21 protein-coding genes are annotated in these 22,190 nt (G+C 30.5%); 19 read left to right on the forward strand and 2 right to left on the reverse strand.

Annotated features, from left to right (window positions below; genetic code table 11):
• The first annotated feature begins 13 nt into the window (after positions 1-13).
• From H9W90_RS15110 to hflX, 8 genes are all read left to right on the forward strand, one after another.
• Positions 14-1,021 carry a cytochrome c oxidase subunit II gene (locus H9W90_RS15110; protein WP_187482404.1) on the forward strand — a complete coding sequence of 336 codons (1,008 nt, stop codon included), beginning with the start codon at positions 14-16 and terminating at the stop codon, positions 1,019-1,021.
• A 30-nt stretch (positions 1,022-1,051) separates the two neighbouring features.
• Positions 1,052-2,833 carry a cytochrome c oxidase subunit I gene (locus H9W90_RS15115; RefSeq protein ID WP_187482405.1) on the forward strand — a complete coding sequence of 594 codons (1,782 nt, stop codon included), beginning with the start codon at positions 1,052-1,054 and terminating at the stop codon, positions 2,831-2,833.
• Positions 2,834-2,941: 108 nt separating this feature from the next.
• The gene (gene ruvB / locus H9W90_RS15120) at positions 2,942-3,964 is read left to right on the forward strand and encodes a Holliday junction branch migration DNA helicase RuvB (RefSeq protein WP_187482406.1); all 1,023 of its coding nucleotides are present in this window, start codon (positions 2,942-2,944) and stop codon (positions 3,962-3,964) included.
• 3 nt (positions 3,965-3,967) lie between these two features.
• On the forward strand, positions 3,968-5,695 hold the full coding sequence (locus tag H9W90_RS15125; protein WP_187482407.1) for a SulP family inorganic anion transporter: 1,728 nt from the start codon (positions 3,968-3,970) through the stop codon (positions 5,693-5,695).
• 83 nt (positions 5,696-5,778) lie between these two features.
• Positions 5,779-7,185 (forward strand): MBL fold metallo-hydrolase, encoded by a 1,407-nt coding sequence (locus H9W90_RS15130; protein ID WP_187482408.1) that lies wholly within the window; start codon positions 5,779-5,781, stop codon positions 7,183-7,185.
• Position 7,186: 1 nt separating this feature from the next.
• Complete coding sequence (locus H9W90_RS15135) at positions 7,187-7,552, forward strand: rhodanese-like domain-containing protein (protein WP_254712506.1); 366 nt, start codon at positions 7,187-7,189, stop codon at positions 7,550-7,552.
• Between the two features lie 5 nt (positions 7,553-7,557).
• A complete protein-coding gene (locus tag H9W90_RS15140) occupies positions 7,558-7,824 on the forward strand; it encodes a heavy-metal-associated domain-containing protein (protein ID WP_187482409.1) in 267 nt (88 codons plus the stop codon).
• Between the two features lie 113 nt (positions 7,825-7,937).
• Positions 7,938-9,146 carry a GTPase HflX gene (hflX, locus tag H9W90_RS15145; protein ID WP_187482410.1) on the forward strand — a complete coding sequence of 403 codons (1,209 nt, stop codon included), beginning with the start codon at positions 7,938-7,940 and terminating at the stop codon, positions 9,144-9,146.
• Between the two features lie 25 nt (positions 9,147-9,171).
• On the opposite strand, the gene H9W90_RS15150 is transcribed toward hflX, so the two are convergent.
• The gene (locus H9W90_RS15150; protein ID WP_187482411.1) at positions 9,172-9,858 is read right to left on the reverse strand and encodes a Crp/Fnr family transcriptional regulator; all 687 of its coding nucleotides are present in this window, start codon (positions 9,856-9,858) and stop codon (positions 9,172-9,174) included.
• Between the two features lie 104 nt (positions 9,859-9,962).
• Between H9W90_RS15150 and H9W90_RS15155 the strand changes: the two genes are divergently transcribed.
• The 11 genes from H9W90_RS15155 to H9W90_RS15205 all read left to right on the forward strand — a co-directional run bounded on the left by H9W90_RS15155 (position 9,963) and on the right by H9W90_RS15205 (position 21,386).
• Positions 9,963-12,338: a heavy metal translocating P-type ATPase gene (locus tag H9W90_RS15155; RefSeq protein WP_187482412.1), complete on the forward strand. Its 2,376-nt coding sequence runs from the start codon at positions 9,963-9,965 to the stop codon at positions 12,336-12,338.
• 5 nt (positions 12,339-12,343) lie between these two features.
• Positions 12,344-12,679 carry an AraC family ligand binding domain-containing protein gene (locus H9W90_RS15160; protein ID WP_187482413.1) on the forward strand — a complete coding sequence of 112 codons (336 nt, stop codon included), beginning with the start codon at positions 12,344-12,346 and terminating at the stop codon, positions 12,677-12,679.
• Between the two features lie 2 nt (positions 12,680-12,681).
• On the forward strand, positions 12,682-14,046 hold the full coding sequence (gene hemN, locus H9W90_RS15165) for an oxygen-independent coproporphyrinogen III oxidase (RefSeq protein WP_187482414.1): 1,365 nt from the start codon (positions 12,682-12,684) through the stop codon (positions 14,044-14,046).
• Between the two features lie 93 nt (positions 14,047-14,139).
• Positions 14,140-14,316 (forward strand): cbb3-type cytochrome oxidase assembly protein CcoS, encoded by a 177-nt coding sequence (gene ccoS / locus H9W90_RS15170; RefSeq protein WP_187482415.1) that lies wholly within the window; start codon positions 14,140-14,142, stop codon positions 14,314-14,316.
• 10 nt (positions 14,317-14,326) lie between these two features.
• Positions 14,327-16,522, forward strand: a complete 2,196-nt coding sequence (gene ccoN, locus H9W90_RS15175; RefSeq protein WP_187482416.1) for a cytochrome-c oxidase, cbb3-type subunit I — start codon at positions 14,327-14,329, stop codon at positions 16,520-16,522.
• Between the two features lie 5 nt (positions 16,523-16,527).
• Positions 16,528-16,695 carry a CcoQ/FixQ family Cbb3-type cytochrome c oxidase assembly chaperone gene (locus H9W90_RS15180; protein WP_187482417.1) on the forward strand — a complete coding sequence of 56 codons (168 nt, stop codon included), beginning with the start codon at positions 16,528-16,530 and terminating at the stop codon, positions 16,693-16,695.
• Positions 16,696-16,706: 11 nt separating this feature from the next.
• Positions 16,707-17,564, forward strand: coding sequence for a cbb3-type cytochrome c oxidase N-terminal domain-containing protein (locus tag H9W90_RS15185; protein ID WP_187482418.1), 858 nt, complete (start codon positions 16,707-16,709; stop codon positions 17,562-17,564).
• A 34-nt stretch (positions 17,565-17,598) separates the two neighbouring features.
• On the forward strand, positions 17,599-19,020 hold the full coding sequence (gene ccoG, locus H9W90_RS15190) for a cytochrome c oxidase accessory protein CcoG (protein ID WP_187484014.1): 1,422 nt from the start codon (positions 17,599-17,601) through the stop codon (positions 19,018-19,020).
• 76 nt (positions 19,021-19,096) lie between these two features.
• Positions 19,097-19,543 carry a FixH family protein gene (locus tag H9W90_RS15195; RefSeq protein ID WP_187482419.1) on the forward strand — a complete coding sequence of 149 codons (447 nt, stop codon included), beginning with the start codon at positions 19,097-19,099 and terminating at the stop codon, positions 19,541-19,543.
• Positions 19,543-20,241: a sulfite exporter TauE/SafE family protein gene (locus H9W90_RS15200; protein WP_187482420.1), complete on the forward strand. Its 699-nt coding sequence runs from the start codon at positions 19,543-19,545 to the stop codon at positions 20,239-20,241. The genes H9W90_RS15195 and H9W90_RS15200 overlap by 1 nt, the downstream gene beginning before the upstream one ends.
• A 161-nt stretch (positions 20,242-20,402) precedes the next feature.
• A complete protein-coding gene (locus tag H9W90_RS15205) occupies positions 20,403-21,386 on the forward strand; it encodes a PorP/SprF family type IX secretion system membrane protein (RefSeq protein ID WP_187482421.1) in 984 nt (327 codons plus the stop codon).
• On the opposite strand, the gene murI is transcribed toward H9W90_RS15205, so the two are convergent.
• On the reverse strand, positions 21,383-22,177 hold the full coding sequence (murI, locus tag H9W90_RS15210; protein WP_187482422.1) for a glutamate racemase: 795 nt from the start codon (positions 22,175-22,177) through the stop codon (positions 21,383-21,385). The two genes, H9W90_RS15205 and murI, sit on opposite strands and share 4 nt — an antisense overlap.
• Between the last annotated feature and the right edge of the window lie 13 nt (positions 22,178-22,190).

Below are 22,190 nucleotides of genomic sequence, written 5' to 3' on the forward strand. Positions count from 1 at the left end.
AGACGAGATAACTATGCTAGCTCTATTTTATATTTTTATAGCTGTTGCAATCGGAGTAAGTTTCTGGCAAATAACCAGGATTTTAAACTTAAGAGGCGTAATCGCCACGGATAAAGACAACGCAAAGCAGGGTACAAATGCTATATATTTTATGGTATTCTTATACGCAATGATGATTTACTGTTTAATTTTCATGAATGTAATTATGTTACCAGAATCTGCTTCTATTGAAGGAGAACATGATGACAATTTATTTGATATTACATTTTGGTTGATTGGTATTGTTCAGTTTATTATGCAGTTTTTAATCTTTTACTTCACATTTAAATATAGAGGTAAGGAAGGTAAAAAAGCTAAATTTTATGCAGATAGCCACAAACTTGAATTAATCTGGACAGTAACTCCAGCTGTTGTTCTTGTGTTCTTAATTGGATATGGTTTATGGCAATGGAATGACATTATGGATTTATCTGATGAAAAAGATGCAGTTGTAATTGAAGTATATTCTCAACAATTTAGATGGGATGCACGTTATGCAGGAGAAGATAATGCTTTAGGTTTAGGAAACGTAAACTATATTAAAGGTATTAACACGATGGGTGTTGATATGACTGATAAAAATTCTGCTGACGATAAACAAGTAACAGAATTGTATTTGCCAAAAGGAAGAAAAATACATTTTAAATTCCGTTCTCAAGATGTTTTACATTCAGCTTATATGCCCCATTTTAGAGCTCAAATGAATTGTGTTCCTGGTATGGTTACAGAATTTGGTTTTACACCAAAATACACTACCGAAGAAATGAGACAACAACCTGAAGTTATTAAAAAAACAAAAGGAATTAACAAAATAAGACAAGCTAAAGGAGAAGATCCTTACGTGTTTGATTATTTGTTATTATGTAATAAAATTTGTGGAGCTTCTCATTACAACATGCAAATGAAAATTACTGTTGTAGAACAAGAAGAGTACGACAAATGGATTGCAGAGCAACCAACATTAGCATCAGTTATTAAATAATTAAATTAAGATACTACAAATAAATAGATTATGTCAGATCATCATCATAAAGAAACATTTGTAACAAAATATATTTTTAGTCAAGATCATAAAATGATCTCTAAACAATTCCTAGTAACAGGTATGTTTATGGGTATTATTGGTGTATTTATGTCTATGTTATTTCGTATGCAAATTGCATGGCCAGAAAAATCGTTTTCAATTATTGAAGCATTTTTAGGCCCTCATCAAACAGATGGAGTAATGAATCCAGATATGTATTTAGCATTGGTAACAATTCATGGTACTATCATGGTCTTCTTTGTACTTACGGCAGGTTTAAGTGGTACATTTTCTAACTTATTAATTCCATTGCAAATTGGAGCAAGAGACATGGCTTCTGGTTTTTTAAATATGGTTTCTTATTGGTTATTCTTTTTATCAAGTATAATCATGGTGATTTCATTATTTGTTGAAGCAGGACCAGCATCTGCAGGTTGGACAATCTATCCACCTTTAAGTGCATTACCACAAGCAATTCCAGGTTCTGGTGCAGGTATGACTTTATGGTTGGTATCTATGGCTATATTTATTGCATCTTCATTAATTGGTTCTTTAAACTATATTGTAACAATATTTAACTTAAGAACAAAAGGAATGAAAATGACAAGATTGCCATTAACTATGTGGGCATTCTTTATTACTGCAATTATTGGTGTTGTTTCTTTCCCTGTATTATTATCAGCAGCTTTATTGTTAATTTTTGATAGAAGCTTTGGAACATCATTTTACTTATCAGATATCTTTATTTCTGGTGAAGTATTACACTACCAAGGTGGATCACCAGTATTGTTTGAACACTTATTTTGGTTTTTAGGACATCCAGAAGTATATATTGTATTATTACCTGCTTTAGGAATAACATCAGAAATTATATCTACTCACTCTAGAAAACCGATTTTTGGTTATAGAGCAATGATTGGTTCTATTATGGCAATTGCATTTTTATCTACAATTGTTTGGGGACATCATATGTTTATTTCTGGTATGAATCCATTTTTAGGTTCAGTATTTACATTTACAACCCTATTAATTGCAATTCCATCTGCAGTAAAAGCATTTAATTATATTACTACTTTATGGAAAGGAAACTTACAGTTGAATCCTGCAATGTTATTCTCTATCGGTTTAGTTTCTACATTCGTAACAGGAGGTTTAACAGGTTTGGTATTAGGAGATTCTGCTTTAGATATTAATATTCATGATACATACTTTGTAGTAGCGCATTTCCATTTAGTAATGGGTGTTTCCGCTATATTTGGAATGTTTGCTGGTGTATATCACTGGTTTCCTAAAATGTATGGTAGAATGATGAATAAAACTTTAGGTTATTGGCACTTTTGGTTAAGCATAATTTGTGCTTATGGAGTTTTCTGGCCAATGCACTTTATTGGATTAGCAGGTTTACCAAGAAGATATTATTCTAATACTGCATTTCCTATGTTTGATGACTTATCTGATATCAATGTAGTAATTACAATTTTTGCATTGGTTGGTGGTTTTGCTCAAATATTTTTTATAGCAAACTTTTTCATCTCTATGTACAGAGGTCAAAAAGCAACACAAAACCCTTGGAACTCTAATACATTAGAATGGACTACACCAGTAGAACATATTCACGGTAACTGGCCAGGTAAAATTCCTGAAGTTCACAGATGGGCTTATGACTATAGTAAGCGTGTAGATCCTAAAGATGATGATAGCGATTATTTACATGGTAAAGACTTTGTTTTACAAACAACACCTTTACTAGAAGGTGAAGATCCATCATAAAATAAAATTATATAATAATAAAAAGCCTTTCCATTTTTCGGAAAGGTTTTTTTGTTATGTAACAAATCTTACAGAAAATGTCCTATAAAAACTATTATCTTTGTATTTATGAACGAAAACTTAAATCCTGAAAACACCAATTTATCAAATGAAGATTTAGACGTTGAAAAAAAATTGCGTCCACTTTCCTTCGATGATTTTACAGGTCAAGATCAAGCAATTGATAATCTAAAAGTTTTTGTAGAAGCTGCAAATCAAAGAGATGAAGCTTTAGATCATACATTGTTTCACGGGCCTCCAGGTTTAGGGAAAACAACACTTGCGCATATTTTAGCAAACGAATTACAAGTTGGTATAAAAGTAACATCAGGACCCGTTTTAGATAAGCCTGGAGATTTAGCAGGTTTGCTTACTAACCTAGATGAAAGAGATGTGCTTTTTATTGATGAAATTCACAGATTAAGTCCAATTGTTGAAGAGTATTTGTATTCTGCTATGGAAGATTACAAAATTGATATTATGATTGAATCTGGTCCAAATGCTAGAACAGTTCAAATCAATTTAGAACCATTTACTTTAATTGGTGCAACAACTCGTTCAGGATTGTTAACTGCGCCAATGAGAGCAAGATTTGGAATTAGTAGTAGATTACATTATTACAAAACCGATTTATTAACAACAATTATTCAAAGAAGTGCACATATTTTAGGAGTACCAATTTCTATGGAAGCAGCCATTGAAATTGCTGGTAGAAGTAGAGGAACACCAAGAATTGCAAATGCATTATTACGTAGAGTTAGAGATTTTGCACAGATTAAAGGAGATGGAAATATTACCATAGAAATTGCTCAATACGCTTTAAAGGCATTGAATGTGGATGCTCACGGTTTAGATGAAATGGATAATAAGATTCTTAAAACCATTATCGATAAATTTAAAGGTGGCCCAGTTGGTTTAAGTACAATTGCGACTGCTGTTAGTGAAAATACAGAAACCATTGAAGAAGTTTATGAACCCTTTTTAATTCAACAAGGTTTTATAATGAGAACTCCAAGAGGAAGAGAAGTTACAGAATTAGCATACACCCATCTAGGTAGAACAAAAGGAAGAAATCAAGGAGAGTTATTTTAATTGATGAACATAAAAAAAGTCATACCAATTTTAGAGTGGTTACCAAACTACAATACCTCTTTATTTAAAGGAGATTTAGTAGCGGGAATCACTGTTGGTATTATTTTAATTCCACAAGGAATTGCTTATGCTCTTATTGCAGGTTTGCCACCAATTTACGGATTATATTGTGCTTTGGTTCCACAATTAATGTATGCAATATTTGGTTCTTCTAGACAAGTGGCAATTGGCCCAGTTGCAATGGATTCTTTAATTGTTGCTACAGGAGTTTCTACTTTAGCACTAGCTGGTTCAGAAAGTTACATATCCATTGCTATTCTATTAGCTTTAATGGTAGGTACTATTCAATTCATATTAGGAGTTTTCAGTTTAGGTTTTATTGTTAATTTCTTATCAAAACCCGTAATAACAGGCTTCACATCTGCGGTTGCATTAATTATTGGTTTAAACCAGTTTAGAAACTTATTAGGAGTAGACTTTATACAAAGCGATCAAATACAAGTCATTTTAGAAGATATATGGTTGCAAATTTTAGATTTTAATAACCATACAACAAAAATAGGTTTGATTTCTGTTGTAGTAATAATCATTTTTAGAAAGATAAATAAAAAAATTCCGAATGCATTAATCGTGGTTGTTTTTGGGATTGTTATTATGAAATATTTTGGAAAATCTTTTGCTGATGTTGCTATAGTTAAAGATATTCCTTCAGGTTTACCAAAATTTGGAGTTCCAGATTTAGATTTTGACCAAATGAGAGAATTGTTACCAATTGCATTAACATTGGTTATGGTAGGTTATTTAGAAACTATTTCAATTGGTAAATCGCTAGAAGCAAAACAAGATGAATACAGAATAAGGCCAAACCAAGAATTAATTGCTTTGGGTCTGGCAAATATGGTTGGTTCATTATTTAAAGCATATCCATCTACATCTAGTTTTTCACGTTCTGCCATTAACCAAGAAAGTGGAGCAAGAACAGGAATGGCAGCTTTAATTTCTGTTGTAATGGTAGTAATTACTCTATTGTTTCTAACACCATTATTTTACCATTTACCAAAAACAGTTTTAGCAGCTATAATTATTGTGGCAGTTTTTGGGTTAATTAACTTTAAAGAAGCAGCTTTTTTATGGAAAGCAAATATTTTAGATTTCTGGTTAATGTTGGCTACTTTCATATCTACATTAGTATTTGGTATTGAATACGGAATTATAGTTGGTGTTGGTTTGTCTTTAATCATTTTAATTTTTAGAACTTCTAGACCCTATGTTACTGAATTAGGTAAAGTACCAAACTCTAATTTTTATAGAAATAAAAACAGATTCGAAGAAGTTATTATAGATGATGACATTTTAGTATTTAGGTTCGATGCTCAATTATTTTATGCGAATTCAAGTTATTTTAGAGATAATTTAGATGAAATGGCATCAAAAAAAGGAACGGCATTAAAATTGATAGTTATAGATGCAGAAAGTATCAATAGAGTAGATAGTACAGGGTTAGAAATGCTTAAGGAACGTGTAAAGTATTATCAGAAAAAAGGAGTAACTTTTTATTTTGCGGGTGTTAAAGGCCCTGTAAGAGATGATCTTTTTAGATGCGGAATATTAGATATTATAAATATCAATCATTTTTTTATGAGAGCAAACCAAGCAGTAAAGTTTTACAAAACAGGAGATAGAAAACACCAAGAAAAATACGCAAAGTATATTCATCAAGCATATAAATAATTAAGAATGAAACTGACAAATATCATTTTAAAAACAGAGGTTTTAATGTTATTTTGAAGTTGGTTAGAAGACAAAAATATAGAATGATAATAGAACAAATTTATACAGGTTGCTTAGCTCAAGGAGCTTATTATATAGAAAGTAATGGCGAAGTTGCAATTATAGATCCATTAAGAGAAGTACAAGATTATATCGATAGAGCAGAAAATAACAATGCGAAAATTAAATATATTTTCGAAACACATTTTCATGCAGATTTTGTGAGTGGACATGTTACGTTAGCAGAAAAAACAGGCGCAAAAATAGTCTATGGACCAACAGCAAAAACTAGCTTCGATGCAATAATAGCAGAAGATAATCAAGTTTTTAAAGTTGGCGATATTACGATAACACTTTTACATACTCCAGGTCATACAATGGAAAGCTCTTGTTACTTGTTAAAAGATGAAAACGGAAAAGATCACGCTCTTTTTAGCGGAGATACTTTATTTTTAGGAGACGTTGGTAGACCAGATTTAGCACAAAAAGGAGATATTACAGAAAAAGATTTGGCAGGTTTTTTATTTGATAGTTTAAGAAATAAAGTAATGCCTTTGGCAGATGATGTAATTGTATATCCAGCTCATGGAGCAGGTTCTGCTTGTGGTAAAAATTTAAGCAAAGAAACTGTAGGTACAATTGGCAATCAAAAAGAAACCAATTATGCATTAAGAGCAGACATGACAAAAGAGGAATTTGTAAAAGAAGTTACAGATGGTTTATTACCACCACCAGCTTATTTCCCTTTAAATGTTCAAATGAATAAAGAAGGTTATCAAGATATAGAAGATGTTATCAAAAATAGTGCAAAACCATTATCTGTTAATGATTTTGAAATTATAGCAAATGAAACTGATGCTATTATTTTAGATGTAAGACATCAATCAGAATTTATAAAAGGTTTTATTCCACAATCTATTTTTATTGGAGTCGATGGAGGTTTTGCACCTTGGGTTGGCGCTTTAATAAAAGATACAAAACAACCAATTTTGTTAGTTTCGGAAAATGGTAGAGAAGAAGAAGTAATTACTAGACTTTCTAGAGTTGGTTTCGATAATGTTCTAGGTTATTTAGAAGGAAGTTTCGACTCATGGAAAAAAAACGATAAAGAATACGATACTTTAGAATCTGTTTCTGTAGATGTTTTAGAAGAAAAAATTAAAGAAAAAGCATTAGTTTTCGATGTAAGAAAACCAGGTGAATATGCAAGCGAACATATAAAAGTAGCAGAAAGTACGCCATTAGATTTCTTAAATAAACATATTTCTGATTTTCCAAAGAAGCAAGAATTTTATGTGCATTGTGCGGGAGGTTATCGTTCTGTAATTGCAGCATCTATTTTAAAGGCTAGAGGATTTCATAATGTTATAGATGTTGCAGGAGGTTATGCAGCAATTAGAAATACAAATATCGAGAGAACAGATGCAGTTTGTCCATCAACCTTAAAATAGTATGAGAAAATTTCTATACGTCTTTGTTATAAGTTTCTTTTTTATAAATTGTGATAAAAACCAAACTTTAGAAACAATAACAACAGCGGAATTAAAAACACTATTAAGCAAAAAGAAAATTCAATTAATAGATGTTAGAACACCACAAGAAATAAAAGAAGGTTTTATCGCAACAGCCATATTTGCCAATTATTTTGAAGATGATTTTGCTGAAAAAGCAATACGTAAATTAGATAAAGATAAACCAGTTTATTTGATTTGTAGAAGTGGTAATAGAAGTGAAAAAGCTGCCTTAATATTAAAAGAAAAAGGGTATAATGTAATAAATGTTTCTGGCGGATACAACCAATGGAAAAAAGAAAATTAATTAAAATGAAAACAGATATACAAATAGAAAATTTAAAATGTGGTGGTTGTGCAGCAACTATTAAAAAGGGGTTATTAAGTTTAGAAAACGTAAGTGAAGTAGAAATAGATATTGAGAATTCAATTGTTTCTGTAACTTCAACTGATAGTTCTACAGAACAAATAAAAGAAAAACTTTCTAAATTAGGTTACCCAGAAGTTGGAGATAAAAATACAATTGTTCACAAAGCAAAATCTTTTGTAAGTTGTGCAGTTGGTAGAATTGATTCTTAATTTTTTTTAAGATATAACTATTTAAAGCGAACATTTTATGTTCGCTTTTTTTATAAATTCAAATTAGAAAATTTGATATTATTAAAACAAATTTGTTCGTACTTTTGTATTCTATGATAGATTCAAAAGAAGCCATTTCAGAAAAAGCCGTTTTAATCGGTATAATTACTCAAAATCAAGATGAAACTCAATCTGAAGAATTTTTAGATGAGTTAGAATTCTTAACAACAACTGCAGGTGGAGTTGCTGTAAAACGTTTTACCCAAAAGTTAGAAAGACCAAACCCTAAAACATTTTTAGGAACAGGAAAATTAGAAGAGGTAAAACAGTTTATAGAAACCAAAAATATTGGTACCGCTATTTTTGATGATGAATTATCGCCAGCGCAATTAAGAAATATCGAAAAGATTCTTGATTGTAAAATCTTGGATAGAACCAATCTAATACTTGATATTTTTGCACAAAGAGCACAATCTAGTTCTGCAAAAACACAAGTAGAATTAGCCCAACATCAATATTTATTGCCACGTTTAACCCGACTTTGGACGCACCTTGACAAGCAAAAAGGGGGAATTGGAATGCGTGGACCTGGAGAAACAGAAATTGAAACGGATAGGCGTATTATTAACGATAGAATCGTGCTTCTAAAAAAGAAGTTGCTTACTATTGATAAACAAATGGCAACCCAACGTAAAAATCGTGGGAAAATAGTTCGTGTCGCTTTAGTTGGTTATACAAACGTTGGTAAATCTACGTTGATGAACGTAATAAGTAAAAGTGATGTTTTTGCTGAAAACAAACTCTTTGCTACATTAGATACAACCGTTAGAAAAGTGGTTATTAAGAACATTCCTTTTTTAATGACAGACACAGTTGGTTTTATTAGAAAACTACCAACTCAATTGGTAGAATCTTTTAAATCTACATTAGATGAGGTTCGTGAAGCAGATTTATTATTACATGTTGTAGATATTTCTCACCCAAATTTTGAAGATCATATTGCATCTGTAAATACCATTTTAGATGATATTAAATGTGCAGACAAGCCTACATTAATGGTTTTTAATAAGATTGATGCTTATTCTCATGAAACAATCGATGAAGATGATTTAGTTTCAGAAAAGACAAAAGAACATTATACATTACAAGATTGGAAAAAAACTTGGATGAACGATAAAGAGGTTTCATCTATATTTATTTCTGCCTTAAACAAAGAGAATTTAGAAGATTTTAAAGAAGAAGTGTACGAAGAAGTAAAGAAAATTCACATTCAGCGTTTTCCTTACAACGATTTTTTATATTATGAATATAAAGAAGAATAGTAATAATTAGAAAACTTTTTAAGCTTTAAAAGCCTTGTGCAATTTTTTCTAAAGCTGATTCATCTAAAATTTTGATTTCTTTCCCACGAAATTCAATAATTTGTTTCTTCTTTAATTCAGACAATAAACGAATTGCAGATTCAGTTGCAGTTCCAATAATATTAGCGATGTCTTCTCTAGAAAGCTGAACATCTATTATACCATCTTCGTTAAGATCAAACCTTTCTTTTAGGTTTATAAGAGTTTCTGCTAAACGTTGTTTTACGGTTTTTTGAGCCATATCTACAATAACATTATCTGCAGATTTAAGCATGCTAGCCATATTTTTTAAAACTGCCATTGTAAAGTCAGGGTTTTTTTCTAAATCTTTAATTATTTCTTCTTTTGGAACAAAACAAATCTCCATATCACTTAAAGCAACAGCTTTTAAGTTTGCAACTTCATCAGAAACTAAACTTCTTTCACCTAATATATCGCCTCTTTTTACTAAACTAATAATTTGATTTCTTCCATTCTCGCTCATTTTTGAGACTTTACAAACACCGTTTTTTATACAGAAGACACCATTTAAATGCTCACCTTCTTCAAAAATAGATTCTCCTTTTTTAATAACCAAAGAAGTTTTACAAGCAGAAATACGCAATAGTTCATCTTTAGAAAGATGTTTTAAAGTGTTAAATTGACGAACAATACACTGTTCACATTTGCTCATAATAGTTAGAAATAGTTAGTAACTCAAATATATTAAAAAACTGACAATTATCATGTTTTAAATTGCTTTCTTAACGGAAATTTGCAATAGGCAAAAGAGTAAATATGAAATCTACACAATGTTACCACTGTGGCGATTCTTGTGATGACAATAGCATTAAATTTGATGAAAAAAACTTCTGTTGTAATGGTTGTAAGACTGTTTATGAGATTTTTTCGGAGAACGATTTAACTTGTTACTACAATTTTCAAGACAATCCAGGAGCAATTCCCGCTGAAATTCAGGGGAAATATGACTTCTTGGACAACAAAGAAATTGCGGAAAAGTTATTAGATTTTTCAGATGGTAATCTTCACATTACAACATTATATATTCCACACATACATTGTAGTTCTTGTATTTGGGTTTTAGAGAATTTACATAAATTAAATGAGAAAATATCTTCTTCTCAAGTAGATTTTCCAAAAAAAACAGTTAGAATCACTTATAATTCAGAAACAACTTCTCTTAAAGAAATTGTACTCTTATTAAGTTCAATTGGCTATGAACCATATATTAGTTTAGAAGATTACGAAGCTGGAAAAAAAGCAGTAGATAGAAGCTTAACTTATAAGTTAGGAATTGCAGGTTTTGCGTTTGGAAACGTAATGTTTCTCTCATTTCCAGAATATTTTCAGGTGGATGGTTTTTGGATAGAAAAATATAAAAATATCTTTAGATGGTTAATGTTTTTCTTTTCTTTACCAGTAGTTTTTTATGCAGGGAAAGACTATTTTATTTCAGCTTATAAAGGTTTACGCTCTAAGATTTTAAATATTGATGTTCCTATTGCACTTGGAATATCTGTGTTATTTATAAGAAGTTCTGTAGAAATTATTTTCGATTTAGGAACCGGTTTTTTTGACAGTTTAACAGGTTTGGTTTTCTTTTTATTATTAGGGAAATTTTTTCAGCAGAAAACGTATAATTTTTTGTCTTTCGAACGAGATTATAAATCTTATTTTCCAATTGCAGTTACTAGAATTTCATCCAAAGGAAAAGAAGAAAATGTACAAATTTATGACATTGAAAAAGGAAACAGATTATTAATTAGAAACCAAGAATTAATTCCTGTAGATGGAATTTTAATCAATGGAAATGCAGAAATAGATTACAGTTTTGTTACTGGTGAAGCAAATGCAGTCCATAAAAAATCTGGAGATAAACTATTTGCAGGAGGAAAACAATTATCTGGAGTGATAGAAATGGAAGTTTTGTCTTCTGTCTCGCAAAGTTATTTAACTCAATTGTGGAGTAACGATGTTTTTCAGAAAGACAACAAATCTCCTTTTAAAACTATTACAGATAACATCAGTAAAAACTTTACTATTGCTGTTTTGTTAATTGCATTTCTTTCTACTGCTTATTGGTTGTTTTTTGATGCCAGTAAAGCTTTAAATGTTTTTACAGCTGTTTTAATTATTGCTTGTCCTTGTGCAATTGCTTTGGCTGCACCTTTCACTTTGGGAAATATGCTACGTATTTTTGGAAAACAGAAATTCTATTTAAAAAACGCCACTGTAATTGAGCAATTAGCAAAAATAGATACACTAATTTTCGATAAAACAGGAACCTTAACTACCAACAAAGAAAGTAAAATTAACTATGAGGGTATTGCCTTAAATCAGCAAGAAAAAAGCATTTTAAAAAGTGCTTTAAGGGCTTCAAATCATCCTTTAAGCAGAACTTTGTATACTACTTTTAATGAGGTTGAAAACCTTGCTATTACTGATTATAATGAAGTTGTAGGGAAAGGAATTGCTGCAAATTATCAAGAAAATATCATAAAATTAGGATCTGCATTTTTTGTAAATAATAATAACGAAAAAGTAACTTTAGACACTGCTGTTCACGTAAGTTTTAATGATGAGTACAAAGGGAAATTCATTTTTAAAAATGCGTATAGAAAAGGTGTGAAGGCATTGTTTTCATCTTTAGAGAAAACTTATAATTTATCAGTTGTTTCAGGAGATAATGAAGGAGAAAAAACATATTTACAAGAAAATTTACCTGAAGGAACGAATTTGTTATTCAATCAAAAACCCGAAGATAAATTAGAGGTTGTTGCGAAACTTCAAAAAGAAAATAAAAAAGTGGCCATGATTGGCGATGGTTTAAATGATGCTGGTGCTTTGGCACAAAGTGATGTTGGTATAGCTTTATCAGAAAATATAAACGTTTTTTCTCCTGCTTGTGATGGAATTTTAGATGCAGAAAAATTTAATAAAATAGGAACTTATATAAACGCATCTAAAAAGGCAATCAAAATTATAAAATATTGTTTTATTCTCTCTTTATGCTATAATGTAGTTGGATTGTATTTTGCAGTTACAGGACAATTAATGCCAGTTATTGCAGCGATTTTAATGCCATTAAGTTCTATAAGTATTGTCGTTTTTACAACGATTTCAACAAATATACTAGGTAATAAAATAAAATAAAGTTTATGAATATAGCCTCTTTTTTAGAAGATATAAAGTACAGTGAAGATAAGCCAGCATTGTCTCTTTTGTTAGATACAGATTTCTCTAAAGAAATAAGAATTGTTTTTAAGAAAGGGCAAACGATGGAAGATCACCAAGCACCATTTGCAATAATTGTACATATTGTTGAAGGAATTATCGATTTTGGAGTAGATGGAGAGGTAAGAAGATTAACTTCTGGGCATATTCTCTCTTTAAAACCACATGAGATTCATAATTTAACAGCAGTTGAAAACAGTATTGTGCGTTTGTCTTTATCGAAAACCGACAGTGTAAAACGCGTTAAAGAAGTATTATAGTTATGAAAAAATCACTAATTCAGAAATACAATATTCCAGGACCAAGATATACCAGTTATCCAACAGTTCCTTATTGGAATAAAGAAGGAATAGACAAACAAGATTGGATTGCTTCTTTTCAAAAATCGTTTATAGAGAGCAATTATTCAGAAGGAATTAGCATTTATATTCATTTGCCTTTTTGCGAGAGTTTGTGTACGTTTTGTGCCTGTCATAAACACATTACAAAACGTCATGAAGTGGAAGAAGAATATATAGAAACTGTTTTAAAAGAATGGAAATTATATGTTGCTTTAGTAGATGAAAAACCAATTATTAAAGAGTTACATTTAGGAGGAGGAACACCTACTTTTTTCTCCAAAGAAAACTTAAAATATTTAATGGATGGTATTTTTTCAATTGCTGAAAAACATCCAGATCACGAGTTTAGTTTTGAAGGTCATCCAAATAATACAACCAAAGAACAATTACAAACATTGTTCGATTGTGGGTTTACTAGAGTTAGTTTTGGAGTGCAAGATTATAATGAAAAAGTACAAAAATCGATTCATAGAATTCAGCCTTTTGAAGCTGTAGAACAAGTAACAAAATGGTCAAGAGAAATTGGCTACGATTCTGTGAGTCACGATTTAATTTTTGGCTTGCCATTTCAAACGAAGGAAGCTGTAATTCATACCATTAATAAAACGAAAGAATTACAACCAGATAGAATTTCATTTTACAGTTATGCTCATGTTCCTTGGGTAAAAGGAGTAGGTCAAAGAGGTTTTAATGAAGACGATTTACCAAAGAATGACGAAAAAAGAGAGTTATACGAAATCGGAAAAGAATTGTTCGCAGAATTAGGCTACGAAGAAATAGGAATGGATCATTTTGCGTTAAAGACAGATAGTTTGTATGAAGCAACTATCAACAAAACAATCCATAGAAATTTTATGGGGTATACAGCTAACAAAACTTTATTAATGGTCGGTTTGGGTATGTCTGCAATTTCTGATTCTTGGTACGCATTTGCGCAGAATGTAAAGACAGTTAAGGAATATCAAAAATTAGTAAATGAAGGTGAAATTCCAATTTTTAGAGGACATTTATTATCCGAAGAAGATAGAATTATGAGAAAACATATTTTAAATATGATGTGTAATTTCACTACTTCTTGGGAAGCAGACCATATGAAAATAAAGAATGTAGAAAAACATTTAAAGTTGTTAGAAGAAATGGAGAAAGATGGTTTGGTTGAGGTTTATGAGAATTCGCTTTCAATTCCAGAAAAAGCAAGACCTTATGTTCGTAACATTTGTATGGCTTTCGATCTTCATTTATTAGAAAACAAACCAAAAACACAATTATTTTCGATGACTATTTAGATTTTTTTAACAAAAAATTAGGAAATATGATAATTGTCATATTTTGAATAACAAATCAATATTATTTTTGATGTATTAATTATCAGGCAAGATATGAGCGTAATATACCTACTACTTTCACTAAGTATTTTAGTGGCAATTGTATTCTTTATCGCATTTATTTATTCAGTAAAACAAGGGCAGTATGATGATTCATATACGCCATCTGTTCGTATGCTATTTGATGATGAACTTGTAAAAGAAAAACCAAAAAAATTAACTAAAGATTAAATATTAAATTATGGAAATGCAACAATTTTATTACGATAATAAAATCGTAAAAAAATTCATCTACGCAACCCTATTATGGGGAATTGTGGGGTTCTCTGTGGGGTTATTATTGGCAACAATGTTTTTATTCCCGAATTTAACAGACGGGATTTCGTGGTTAAGTTTTGGGCGTTTAAGACCACTACATACCAATGCAGTTATTTTTGCCTTTGTAGGTAATGCAATTTATGCGGGTGTTTATTATTCGCTTCAAAGATTGCTAAAAGCTAGAATGGCAAGTAACTTTTTAAGTAATTTTAACTTTTGGGGTTGGCAAGCAATTATTGTTGCAGCCGCAATAACACTGCCATTAGGATATACATCTTCTAAAGAATATGCAGAATTAGAATGGCCAATTGATATTGCCATTGCTTTAGTTTGGGTTGCCTTTGGAGCTAATATGATTTGGACAATTCTTCAAAGAAGACAACGTCATTTGTATGTTGCAATTTGGTTCTATTTAGGAACATTTGTAACTGTTGCAGTTTTACATATATTTAATAGTTTAGCATTACCAGTTGGTTTCTTAAAATCATATTCTGTTTACGCAGGAGTTCAAGATGCACTGGTACAATGGTGGTATGGACATAATGCCGTAGCATTTTTCTTAACAACACCATTTTTAGGGTTAATGTATTATTTTGTACCAAAAGCAGCAAACAGACCTGTATATTCTTACAGACTTTCTATTGTTCATTTTTGGTCTTTAATCTTTATTTACATCTGGGCTGGACCTCACCATTTATTATACACATCTTTACCAGAATGGGCACAAAATCTAGGAGTTGCCTTTTCTGTAATGCTTTTAGCACCTTCTTGGGGAGGAATGATAAATGGATTATTAACTTTACGTGGAGCTTGGGATAAAGTTAGAACAGATCCTGTTTTAAAGTTTATGGTTGTAGCCATTACCGGTTATGGTATGGCAACTTTTGAAGGCCCATTATTATCTTTAAAAAATGTAAATGCAATTGCGCATTTTAGTGACTGGATTATTGCACACGTTCATGTTGGAGCATTGGCTTGGAACGGGTTTTTAGCTTTTGGTATGTTATATTGGATGATACCAAGATTATTTAAAACAAAATTATATTCTATAGCATTAGCAAACGTCCATTTCTGGATAGGAACATTAGGAATCATTTTATATGCATTACCAATGTATGTTGCAGGTTTTGTTCAAGCTTCTATGTGGAAACAATTTAACCCAGACGGTTCTTTAACCTATGGAAATTTCTTGGAAACAGTAAATGAAATTATTCCAATGTATTGGATGCGTGCAATTGGGGGTAGTTTATACATCCTTGGTGCATTTGTAATGTTATACAATGTAATAAGAACTGTAAGATCAGGAAGTGCAGTTACAGATGAATTAGCAGAAGCTCCGGCTTTAACAAAAGTTTCTAAATATAGAACCAAAGGAGAAGGATGGCATACTTGGTTAGAAAGAAAACCTGTTAAATTAACAGTTTATGCAACCATTGCTATTTTAATAGGGGGAGCAGTACAAATTATACCTACAATATTAGTGAAATCTAACATACCAACAATTAGTAGCGTAAAGCCTTATACACCTTTAGAGTTAGAAGGTAGAGATCTTTACATTAGAGAAGGTTGTGTGGGTTGTCACTCTCAAATGGTAAGACCATTTAGAAGTGAAGTAGAACGTTATGGAGAGTATTCTAAAGCAGGAGAATTTGTTTACGATCATCCTTTTTTATGGGGAAGTAAACGTACTGGACCAGATTTGCATAGAGTTGGTCAAAAATATAACGATAGTTGGCACTTAAATCACATGTATGATCCGCAAAGTACGTCACCTGGTTCAATTATGCCGTCATACAAATGGTTAGTTTCAAGTGAATTGGATAAGTCTTCAACTGAAGATAAGATGGAGGTTATGGTTTCTTTAGGTGTTCCATATACGGAGGAAGAAATTGCAAACGCACAACAACACATGTTAGAGCAAGGAACCAAAATTGAAGAAAACCTTTATGGAGACCCAGATTTTGCTAAAACTTATGATGCTGATAAAAAGTATGCAGAAGAAAATGGTGAAGCTTTTATAGAAATGAAGAACAGAGAAATTGTAGCACTTATAGCATACATTCAACGTTTGGGAACAGATATTAAAGTAAAAGACGAACAGAAAACCGCTAAAAATTAGAAACCATGTTTAAGTTTATAAAAGGGCATTTAGAAAGTATTACAGGAATAGAAATTTATCCAATGATATCACTACTTATATTTTTTACTTTTTTTGTAATTCTATTTTGGTGGGTTTTTACAGCAAAAAAAGAATATATAAATAAGGTAAGTAGTTTACCATTAGATCACTAAAAACAATAAAAATGAAAAGATCTTTTCAATCCACAGTATATATAATTTTTGTAATTGTTACGTTTATAGCACTTGCAAAATCGTTTATGGTGTACGAAAACCCATTTAATCTTTACGAGAACCCATTAGTTTGGCTGGCTTTAATAGGCTTTATTTTAGTTCTTGTTTTAAAGGAAGTTGTAAATACTTTAGCTGTTAAAAGAGCAACAGAGTTACAAAATGAAAAAGATGGTATTGTACCTGAAGCTTCAAATGTTTGGATTCAAAAACTATTAAAATCTTGGACAAAAGCCAAAGGAATAGAACAAGAAGAAGAAATAGTTTTAGACCACAATTACGATGGTATAAAAGAGTTAGATAATTCGTTACCACCTTGGTGGGTTTATATGTTTTATGCTACTATAATTTTTGCAGTTGTTTATTTAGTAAGATTCGAAGTTTTAGATGGAGATAATCAAATTGTTGAGTATGATAAAGCCGTAGCAGAAGCAAAGGCAGAATTAAATAAATATAGAGCAACCGCAACAGATTTAATTACATCTGATAATGTTGTATTATTAACAGATGCAAAAGATTTAGGTAGAGGTAAAGCAATATTTAATTTAAACTGTGCATCTTGTCATTTAGGTGATGGAGGTGGTTCTATTGGACCTAATTTAACAGATGAATATTGGATTTTAGGTGGTGGAATTAAGAACGTATTTAATACTATCCACAATGGAGGTAGAGATGGAAAAGGAATGATAGCTTGGGATAAAACCTTAAAATCTGCAGATATTGCAAAAGTAGCTAGTTATGTAATCTCTTTACAAGGCACAACACCAGCAGTGGCAAAAGCTCCTCAAGGAGAAAAATGGAGTGCTGAATAATATAAACATAAGTTAAATTTCAGTTTAATTGATGATGGAAACACCCAAAGACGAACAATTTAGGGATAGTATTGGTACTATAGATAAAGAAGGAAAACGTTCTTGGGTTTTTCCAAAAAAACCAAGTGGACCCTTTTATAAATACAGAAGTTATGTAAGTTATTTCTTATTAGCTTTTTTACTTTCTGCACCATTTATAAAAATTAACGGAAATCAGTTTTTACTTTTTAATGTATTAGAACGTAAGTTTAATATTTTTGGATTCCCTTTCTGGCCGCAAGACTTTCATTTGTTAGTAATTTCAATGATTGTTGGTGTCGTTTTTGTAATCTTATTTACCGTAATTTTTGGTCGAATTTTCTGTGGTTGGATTTGTCCACAAACCATTTTTTTGGAAATGGTTTTCAGAAAAATAGAATATTGGATAGATGGAGATAGGGGAAAACAAATCCGTTTAGACAAGCAACCTTGGAATGCCGAAAAAATTAGAAAAAGACTTTTAAAATGGTTTATTTTCTTTGTTATATCTTTCATTATTGCTAATGTATTTTTGGCGTATTTAATTGGCGGAGATACTTTAATTAGCTACATCACTGGCAATCCTTTAGATAATATTAATACACTTATTTCATTAACAATTTTTACGTGTGTTTTCTATTTTATATTCGCTTGGTTTAGAGAGCAGGTTTGTATTATTGCTTGCCCTTATGGACGCTTACAAGGTGTTTTATTAGACAATAAAACCATTAATGTTGCTTATGATCATAAACGTGGAGAAAGGGAAACTGGGAGAGCAAAGTTCAAGAAAAATGAAGATAGAGAAGCTCTTGGAAAAGGAGATTGTATAGATTGTAAACAATGTGTTGTTGTGTGTCCAACTGGTATAGATATTAGAAATGGTACACAATTAGAATGTGTAAATTGTACAGCTTGTATAGATGAATGCGACCATATAATGGAAAGTATTAATTTACCAAAGGGATTAATTAGGTACGCAAGCGAAGACAATATTGTAAAGAAAAAACCTTTTGAATTTTCTGCAAGAATAAAAGGATATTCTGCTGTTTTATTAATTTTAATTGGTGTTTTAGTAGGAATGTTATTTTTAAGAAATGATGTTGAAGCAAGGATTTTAAGATTGCCAGGACAATTATATGAGCACAAAGAAAACAACATAATTAGCAACGTTTATACCTATAAAGTTATTAATAAAACAACTAAAAATATAGAAGATGTTAGCTATAAATTATTGTCTCACAAAGGAACAATAAAGTTAGTATCAAATCATAATTTTCAAATTCCTAAACAAGGTTTAGCAGAAGGAACTCTATTTATAGAACTAAATGCATCAGCATTAAAAAGTGATAAAGACAAAATTGAAATTGGTGTTTTTAGTGGAGATAAATTAATTGAAACAACCATAACCAATTTTTTAGGACCTAGAAGTTATAAGTAAAGTTTAATACTATTTAACAGTTGGCAAAAATAAAAACTTTTTGACACTGCTTTTTGATAGATAAAAAAAAGATGAAATGAAATTTAACTGGGGAACTGGAATTGTAATTGCTATTATATGTTTTATGGGCTTTATCTTATACATGGTAATTACTATGAGTACAGATAAATCATATAGTTATGATTTGGTTACCGAAAAATATTATCAAAAAGAATTAAAATTTCAAGATGAAATTAATGCTGAAAAAAACGCATTAACCTTAAAAGAAAAGGTACAAATTTCTACAACTGAATTAGGATTAAAAATTGAATTTCCTTCAGAATTTATACCAAAAGATATCAAAGGAAAAGTGTTCCTATACAGACCATCTAATAAACAATTAGATTTTGAGATTCCTATTTCAATATCTAATACATATTTGCTCGTGCCTGAGAAACGTTTGTTAGGTGGTCGTTGGAACATTACCGTTCTTTGGAACTATAAAAATAAAGATTATTTATTTAAAAAAGAATTAGTTTACTAATGTTTCTAACGGCACTAATATTTGGTTTATTGGGAAGTTTCCATTGTGTGGGAATGTGCGGTCCAATTGCTTTTATGTTGCCAATTGATAGAAAAAATAAAACCAAAGGCTTTTTTCAAATTTTAAGTTATCATTTAGGAAGATTGATAACTTACAGCTTAATAGGCTTGCTTTTTGGACTTTTAGGAAAAAGTTTTTATTTCTTCGGATTTCAACAGCAACTCTCTATAATTGTTGGGGTTTCTATGATTTTAGTAATTATTTTTCCAAAGATTTTCTCTAAAATAAATTTCTCAAAAAATATAAATACCCTAATTTTTAAAGTTAAAAATGCCTTGGGAAAAGAACTGAAGAAAAAAGGAAATGATACTTTTTTTACAATTGGTTTTTTAAACGGATTTTTACCTTGCGGTCTAGTTTATATGGCAGTTTTTGGAGCATTAACAACAACCAATGCTCTATCTGGTAGTTTATACATGTTCTTATTTGGTTTGGGTACAATTCCGTTAATGACATCTGTCGTGTATTTAGGGAATTTTACAAAAGGAACATTAAGAAAAAGAATACAAAAAGCAATACCTATTGTAGTTGTTTTTATTGGTGTTTTATTTGTTTTAAGAGGTTTAGGGTTGGGAATACCTTATGTTTCTCCAAGTCCAGTTTTAGATGTGGTTTCTTCTACAAATGCTTGTCATTAAGTTTTAAAATTTAATTAATTCTTTATAAATTTATTTAATAAGTGTAAAAAGCAATAAATGTTTAAAAAAAAAGTTAAATAACAATGTTAAAACTTTAAGTTGTAAAGTATTTATTCTTTTAAAAACAATATATTTGAGAACTTAAAAATAATCTAGCTTTAATGAAGTTAATTTACGTACGTTTTTGTTTTTTATGTTTGGCTTTTTTTTCATTAAAAAATAGCGGTCAAGAAACCTTGCCAATTTATACAGATTATTTATCTGACAATGTATATTTAGTTCATCCTTCTGCTGCAGGTATTGGTAATTCTAGCAAATTACGTTTAACTGCAAGACAACAATGGGCAGGTATTGCAGATGCACCAGCTTTACAAACGTTAAGTTTTCATACAAAATTTGGTGAGTATTCTAATGCTGGATATGGATTTGTTTTATTTAACGATAAAAACGGATTTCATTCTCAAAAAGGTTTACAAGGAACATATGCATATCATTTACCATTGAGTGATGGTAGAATGTTTGAGCAATTGTCTTTTGGTTTGGCATTTACATATGTACAAAACCAATCAGATCAAACAACTTTTCAAGGAGATCCTTCAGTAGCTCAAATAGTGCAAAGTACAAGTTACTACAATGCAGATTTTAGTGTGGCTTATCACAGAGGAGGTTTATCTTCTTATTTTACAGTTAAAAATTTATTGTTAACAGCAAAAAATAATTTAAATGTTCAAGAACCACTAGATTTAAGAAATTATATTTTTTCTGCTGGTTATTATTATGGTGTTGATAATTTTGTGCAATTAGAGCCTTCGATAATGGTACAGTTTAGAGAAAGTACAGGACAAAGAATTGCCGATTTTAATATTAAAGCATACAAAACTATTTCTCAAACACAGTTTTGGGCAGCTTTATCTTATAGAAGAAGTTTCGATTCTAATACGATTGAAAATTCACAATTCATTTCGCCAATTATTGGGGTAAACTATAATAATTTTATGTTTTCTTACACCTATACAAATCAAATGAATGATGTTGTATTAACCAGTTCTGGTTTTCATCAAATTACATTAGGTCTTAATTTGTGGACAAGAGAACAGAGAGGAGCCGCTTGTCCGAATATTAATGCAGCTTTTGGAGGTTTCTAAAAATATTTTTCAGCTATTTTTACATTTACATTCTTACTAGAAACAAGAAGTTCTAACACACTTTTATCTTTATTAATGTACAACTGATGTTTTCCACTAGAAACACTTTTATTTAAAAGATTATTGGCTTCTAATATGTTTTTAGTTTGTTTAGCAACTGCTTGTCCAGAATCTATAATCTGTAACTTGTTACCAACAATTTCTTTAATTTGAGGAATTAAATATGGGTAATGTGTACAACCTAAAACCAAAGAATCTACTTTTTCTGCCATCATTGGTTGTAAATATGAGGTTAGTAGATTTGTCATTTTTTTTGAATGCAATTTTCCTCCTTCAATTAACTCAACCAAACCCTTACCAATAGTTTCTTTTACAATAATTTCTTTATTAATAGTACTAGATGTCTTTTCAAATAGTTCGCTGTTTAAAGTACCTTTAGTAGCTAAAATTCCTATAGTATTTGTTTTTGTTTGAAGTGCAGCAGGTTTAATAGCAGGCTCAATTCCAATAAAAGGAACAGTATATTTATTCCTTAAAATTTTTATTGCATTTGTAGTGGCAGTATTACAGGCAACAACAATTAGTTTGCAATTTTGTTGTAAGAGAAATTCTGTATTTTTTATTGATAAATCAATGATTTCTTGCGCGCTTTTTTCTCCATAAGGAGCGTTTTTACTATCAGAAAGGTAGATTGTGTTTTCTGATGGTAAAAGTGCAGTAATTTCTTTCCAAATAGATGTTCCTCCAACACCAGAGTCGAAAATACCAATAGGAAAGTTGTTTGATTTCATAAATGTAAAAATA

Origin of the sequence: Polaribacter pectinis, from assembly GCF_014352875.1 — a bacterium.
GTDB lineage: Bacteria > Bacteroidota > Bacteroidia > Flavobacteriales > Flavobacteriaceae > Polaribacter > Polaribacter pectinis.

Coding starts and splice junctions, on each gene's coding strand:
- H9W90_RS15110 (WP_187482404.1), top strand. CDS start 14: ATGCTAGCTCTATTTTATATTTTTATAGCTGTTGCAATCGGAGTAAGT.
- H9W90_RS15115 (WP_187482405.1), top strand. CDS start 1,052: ATGTCAGATCATCATCATAAAGAAACATTTGTAACAAAATATATTTTT.
- ruvB (WP_187482406.1), top strand. CDS start 2,942: ATGAACGAAAACTTAAATCCTGAAAACACCAATTTATCAAATGAAGAT.
- H9W90_RS15125 (WP_187482407.1), top strand. CDS start 3,968: ATGAACATAAAAAAAGTCATACCAATTTTAGAGTGGTTACCAAACTAC.
- H9W90_RS15130 (WP_187482408.1), top strand. CDS start 5,779: ATGATAATAGAACAAATTTATACAGGTTGCTTAGCTCAAGGAGCTTAT.
- H9W90_RS15135 (WP_254712506.1), top strand. CDS start 7,187: ATGAGAAAATTTCTATACGTCTTTGTTATAAGTTTCTTTTTTATAAAT.
- H9W90_RS15140 (WP_187482409.1), top strand. CDS start 7,558: ATGAAAACAGATATACAAATAGAAAATTTAAAATGTGGTGGTTGTGCA.
- hflX (WP_187482410.1), top strand. CDS start 7,938: ATGATAGATTCAAAAGAAGCCATTTCAGAAAAAGCCGTTTTAATCGGT.
- H9W90_RS15150 (WP_187482411.1), bottom strand. CDS start 9,858: ATGAGCAAATGTGAACAGTGTATTGTTCGTCAATTTAACACTTTAAAA.
- H9W90_RS15155 (WP_187482412.1), top strand. CDS start 9,963: ATGAAATCTACACAATGTTACCACTGTGGCGATTCTTGTGATGACAAT.
- H9W90_RS15160 (WP_187482413.1), top strand. CDS start 12,344: ATGAATATAGCCTCTTTTTTAGAAGATATAAAGTACAGTGAAGATAAG.
- hemN (WP_187482414.1), top strand. CDS start 12,682: ATGAAAAAATCACTAATTCAGAAATACAATATTCCAGGACCAAGATAT.
- ccoS (WP_187482415.1), top strand. CDS start 14,140: ATGAGCGTAATATACCTACTACTTTCACTAAGTATTTTAGTGGCAATT.
- ccoN (WP_187482416.1), top strand. CDS start 14,327: ATGGAAATGCAACAATTTTATTACGATAATAAAATCGTAAAAAAATTC.
- H9W90_RS15180 (WP_187482417.1), top strand. CDS start 16,528: ATGTTTAAGTTTATAAAAGGGCATTTAGAAAGTATTACAGGAATAGAA.
- H9W90_RS15185 (WP_187482418.1), top strand. CDS start 16,707: ATGAAAAGATCTTTTCAATCCACAGTATATATAATTTTTGTAATTGTT.
- ccoG (WP_187484014.1), top strand. CDS start 17,599: ATGGAAACACCCAAAGACGAACAATTTAGGGATAGTATTGGTACTATA.
- H9W90_RS15195 (WP_187482419.1), top strand. CDS start 19,097: ATGAAATTTAACTGGGGAACTGGAATTGTAATTGCTATTATATGTTTT.
- H9W90_RS15200 (WP_187482420.1), top strand. CDS start 19,543: ATGTTTCTAACGGCACTAATATTTGGTTTATTGGGAAGTTTCCATTGT.
- H9W90_RS15205 (WP_187482421.1), top strand. CDS start 20,403: ATGAAGTTAATTTACGTACGTTTTTGTTTTTTATGTTTGGCTTTTTTT.
- murI (WP_187482422.1), bottom strand. CDS start 22,177: ATGAAATCAAACAACTTTCCTATTGGTATTTTCGACTCTGGTGTTGGA.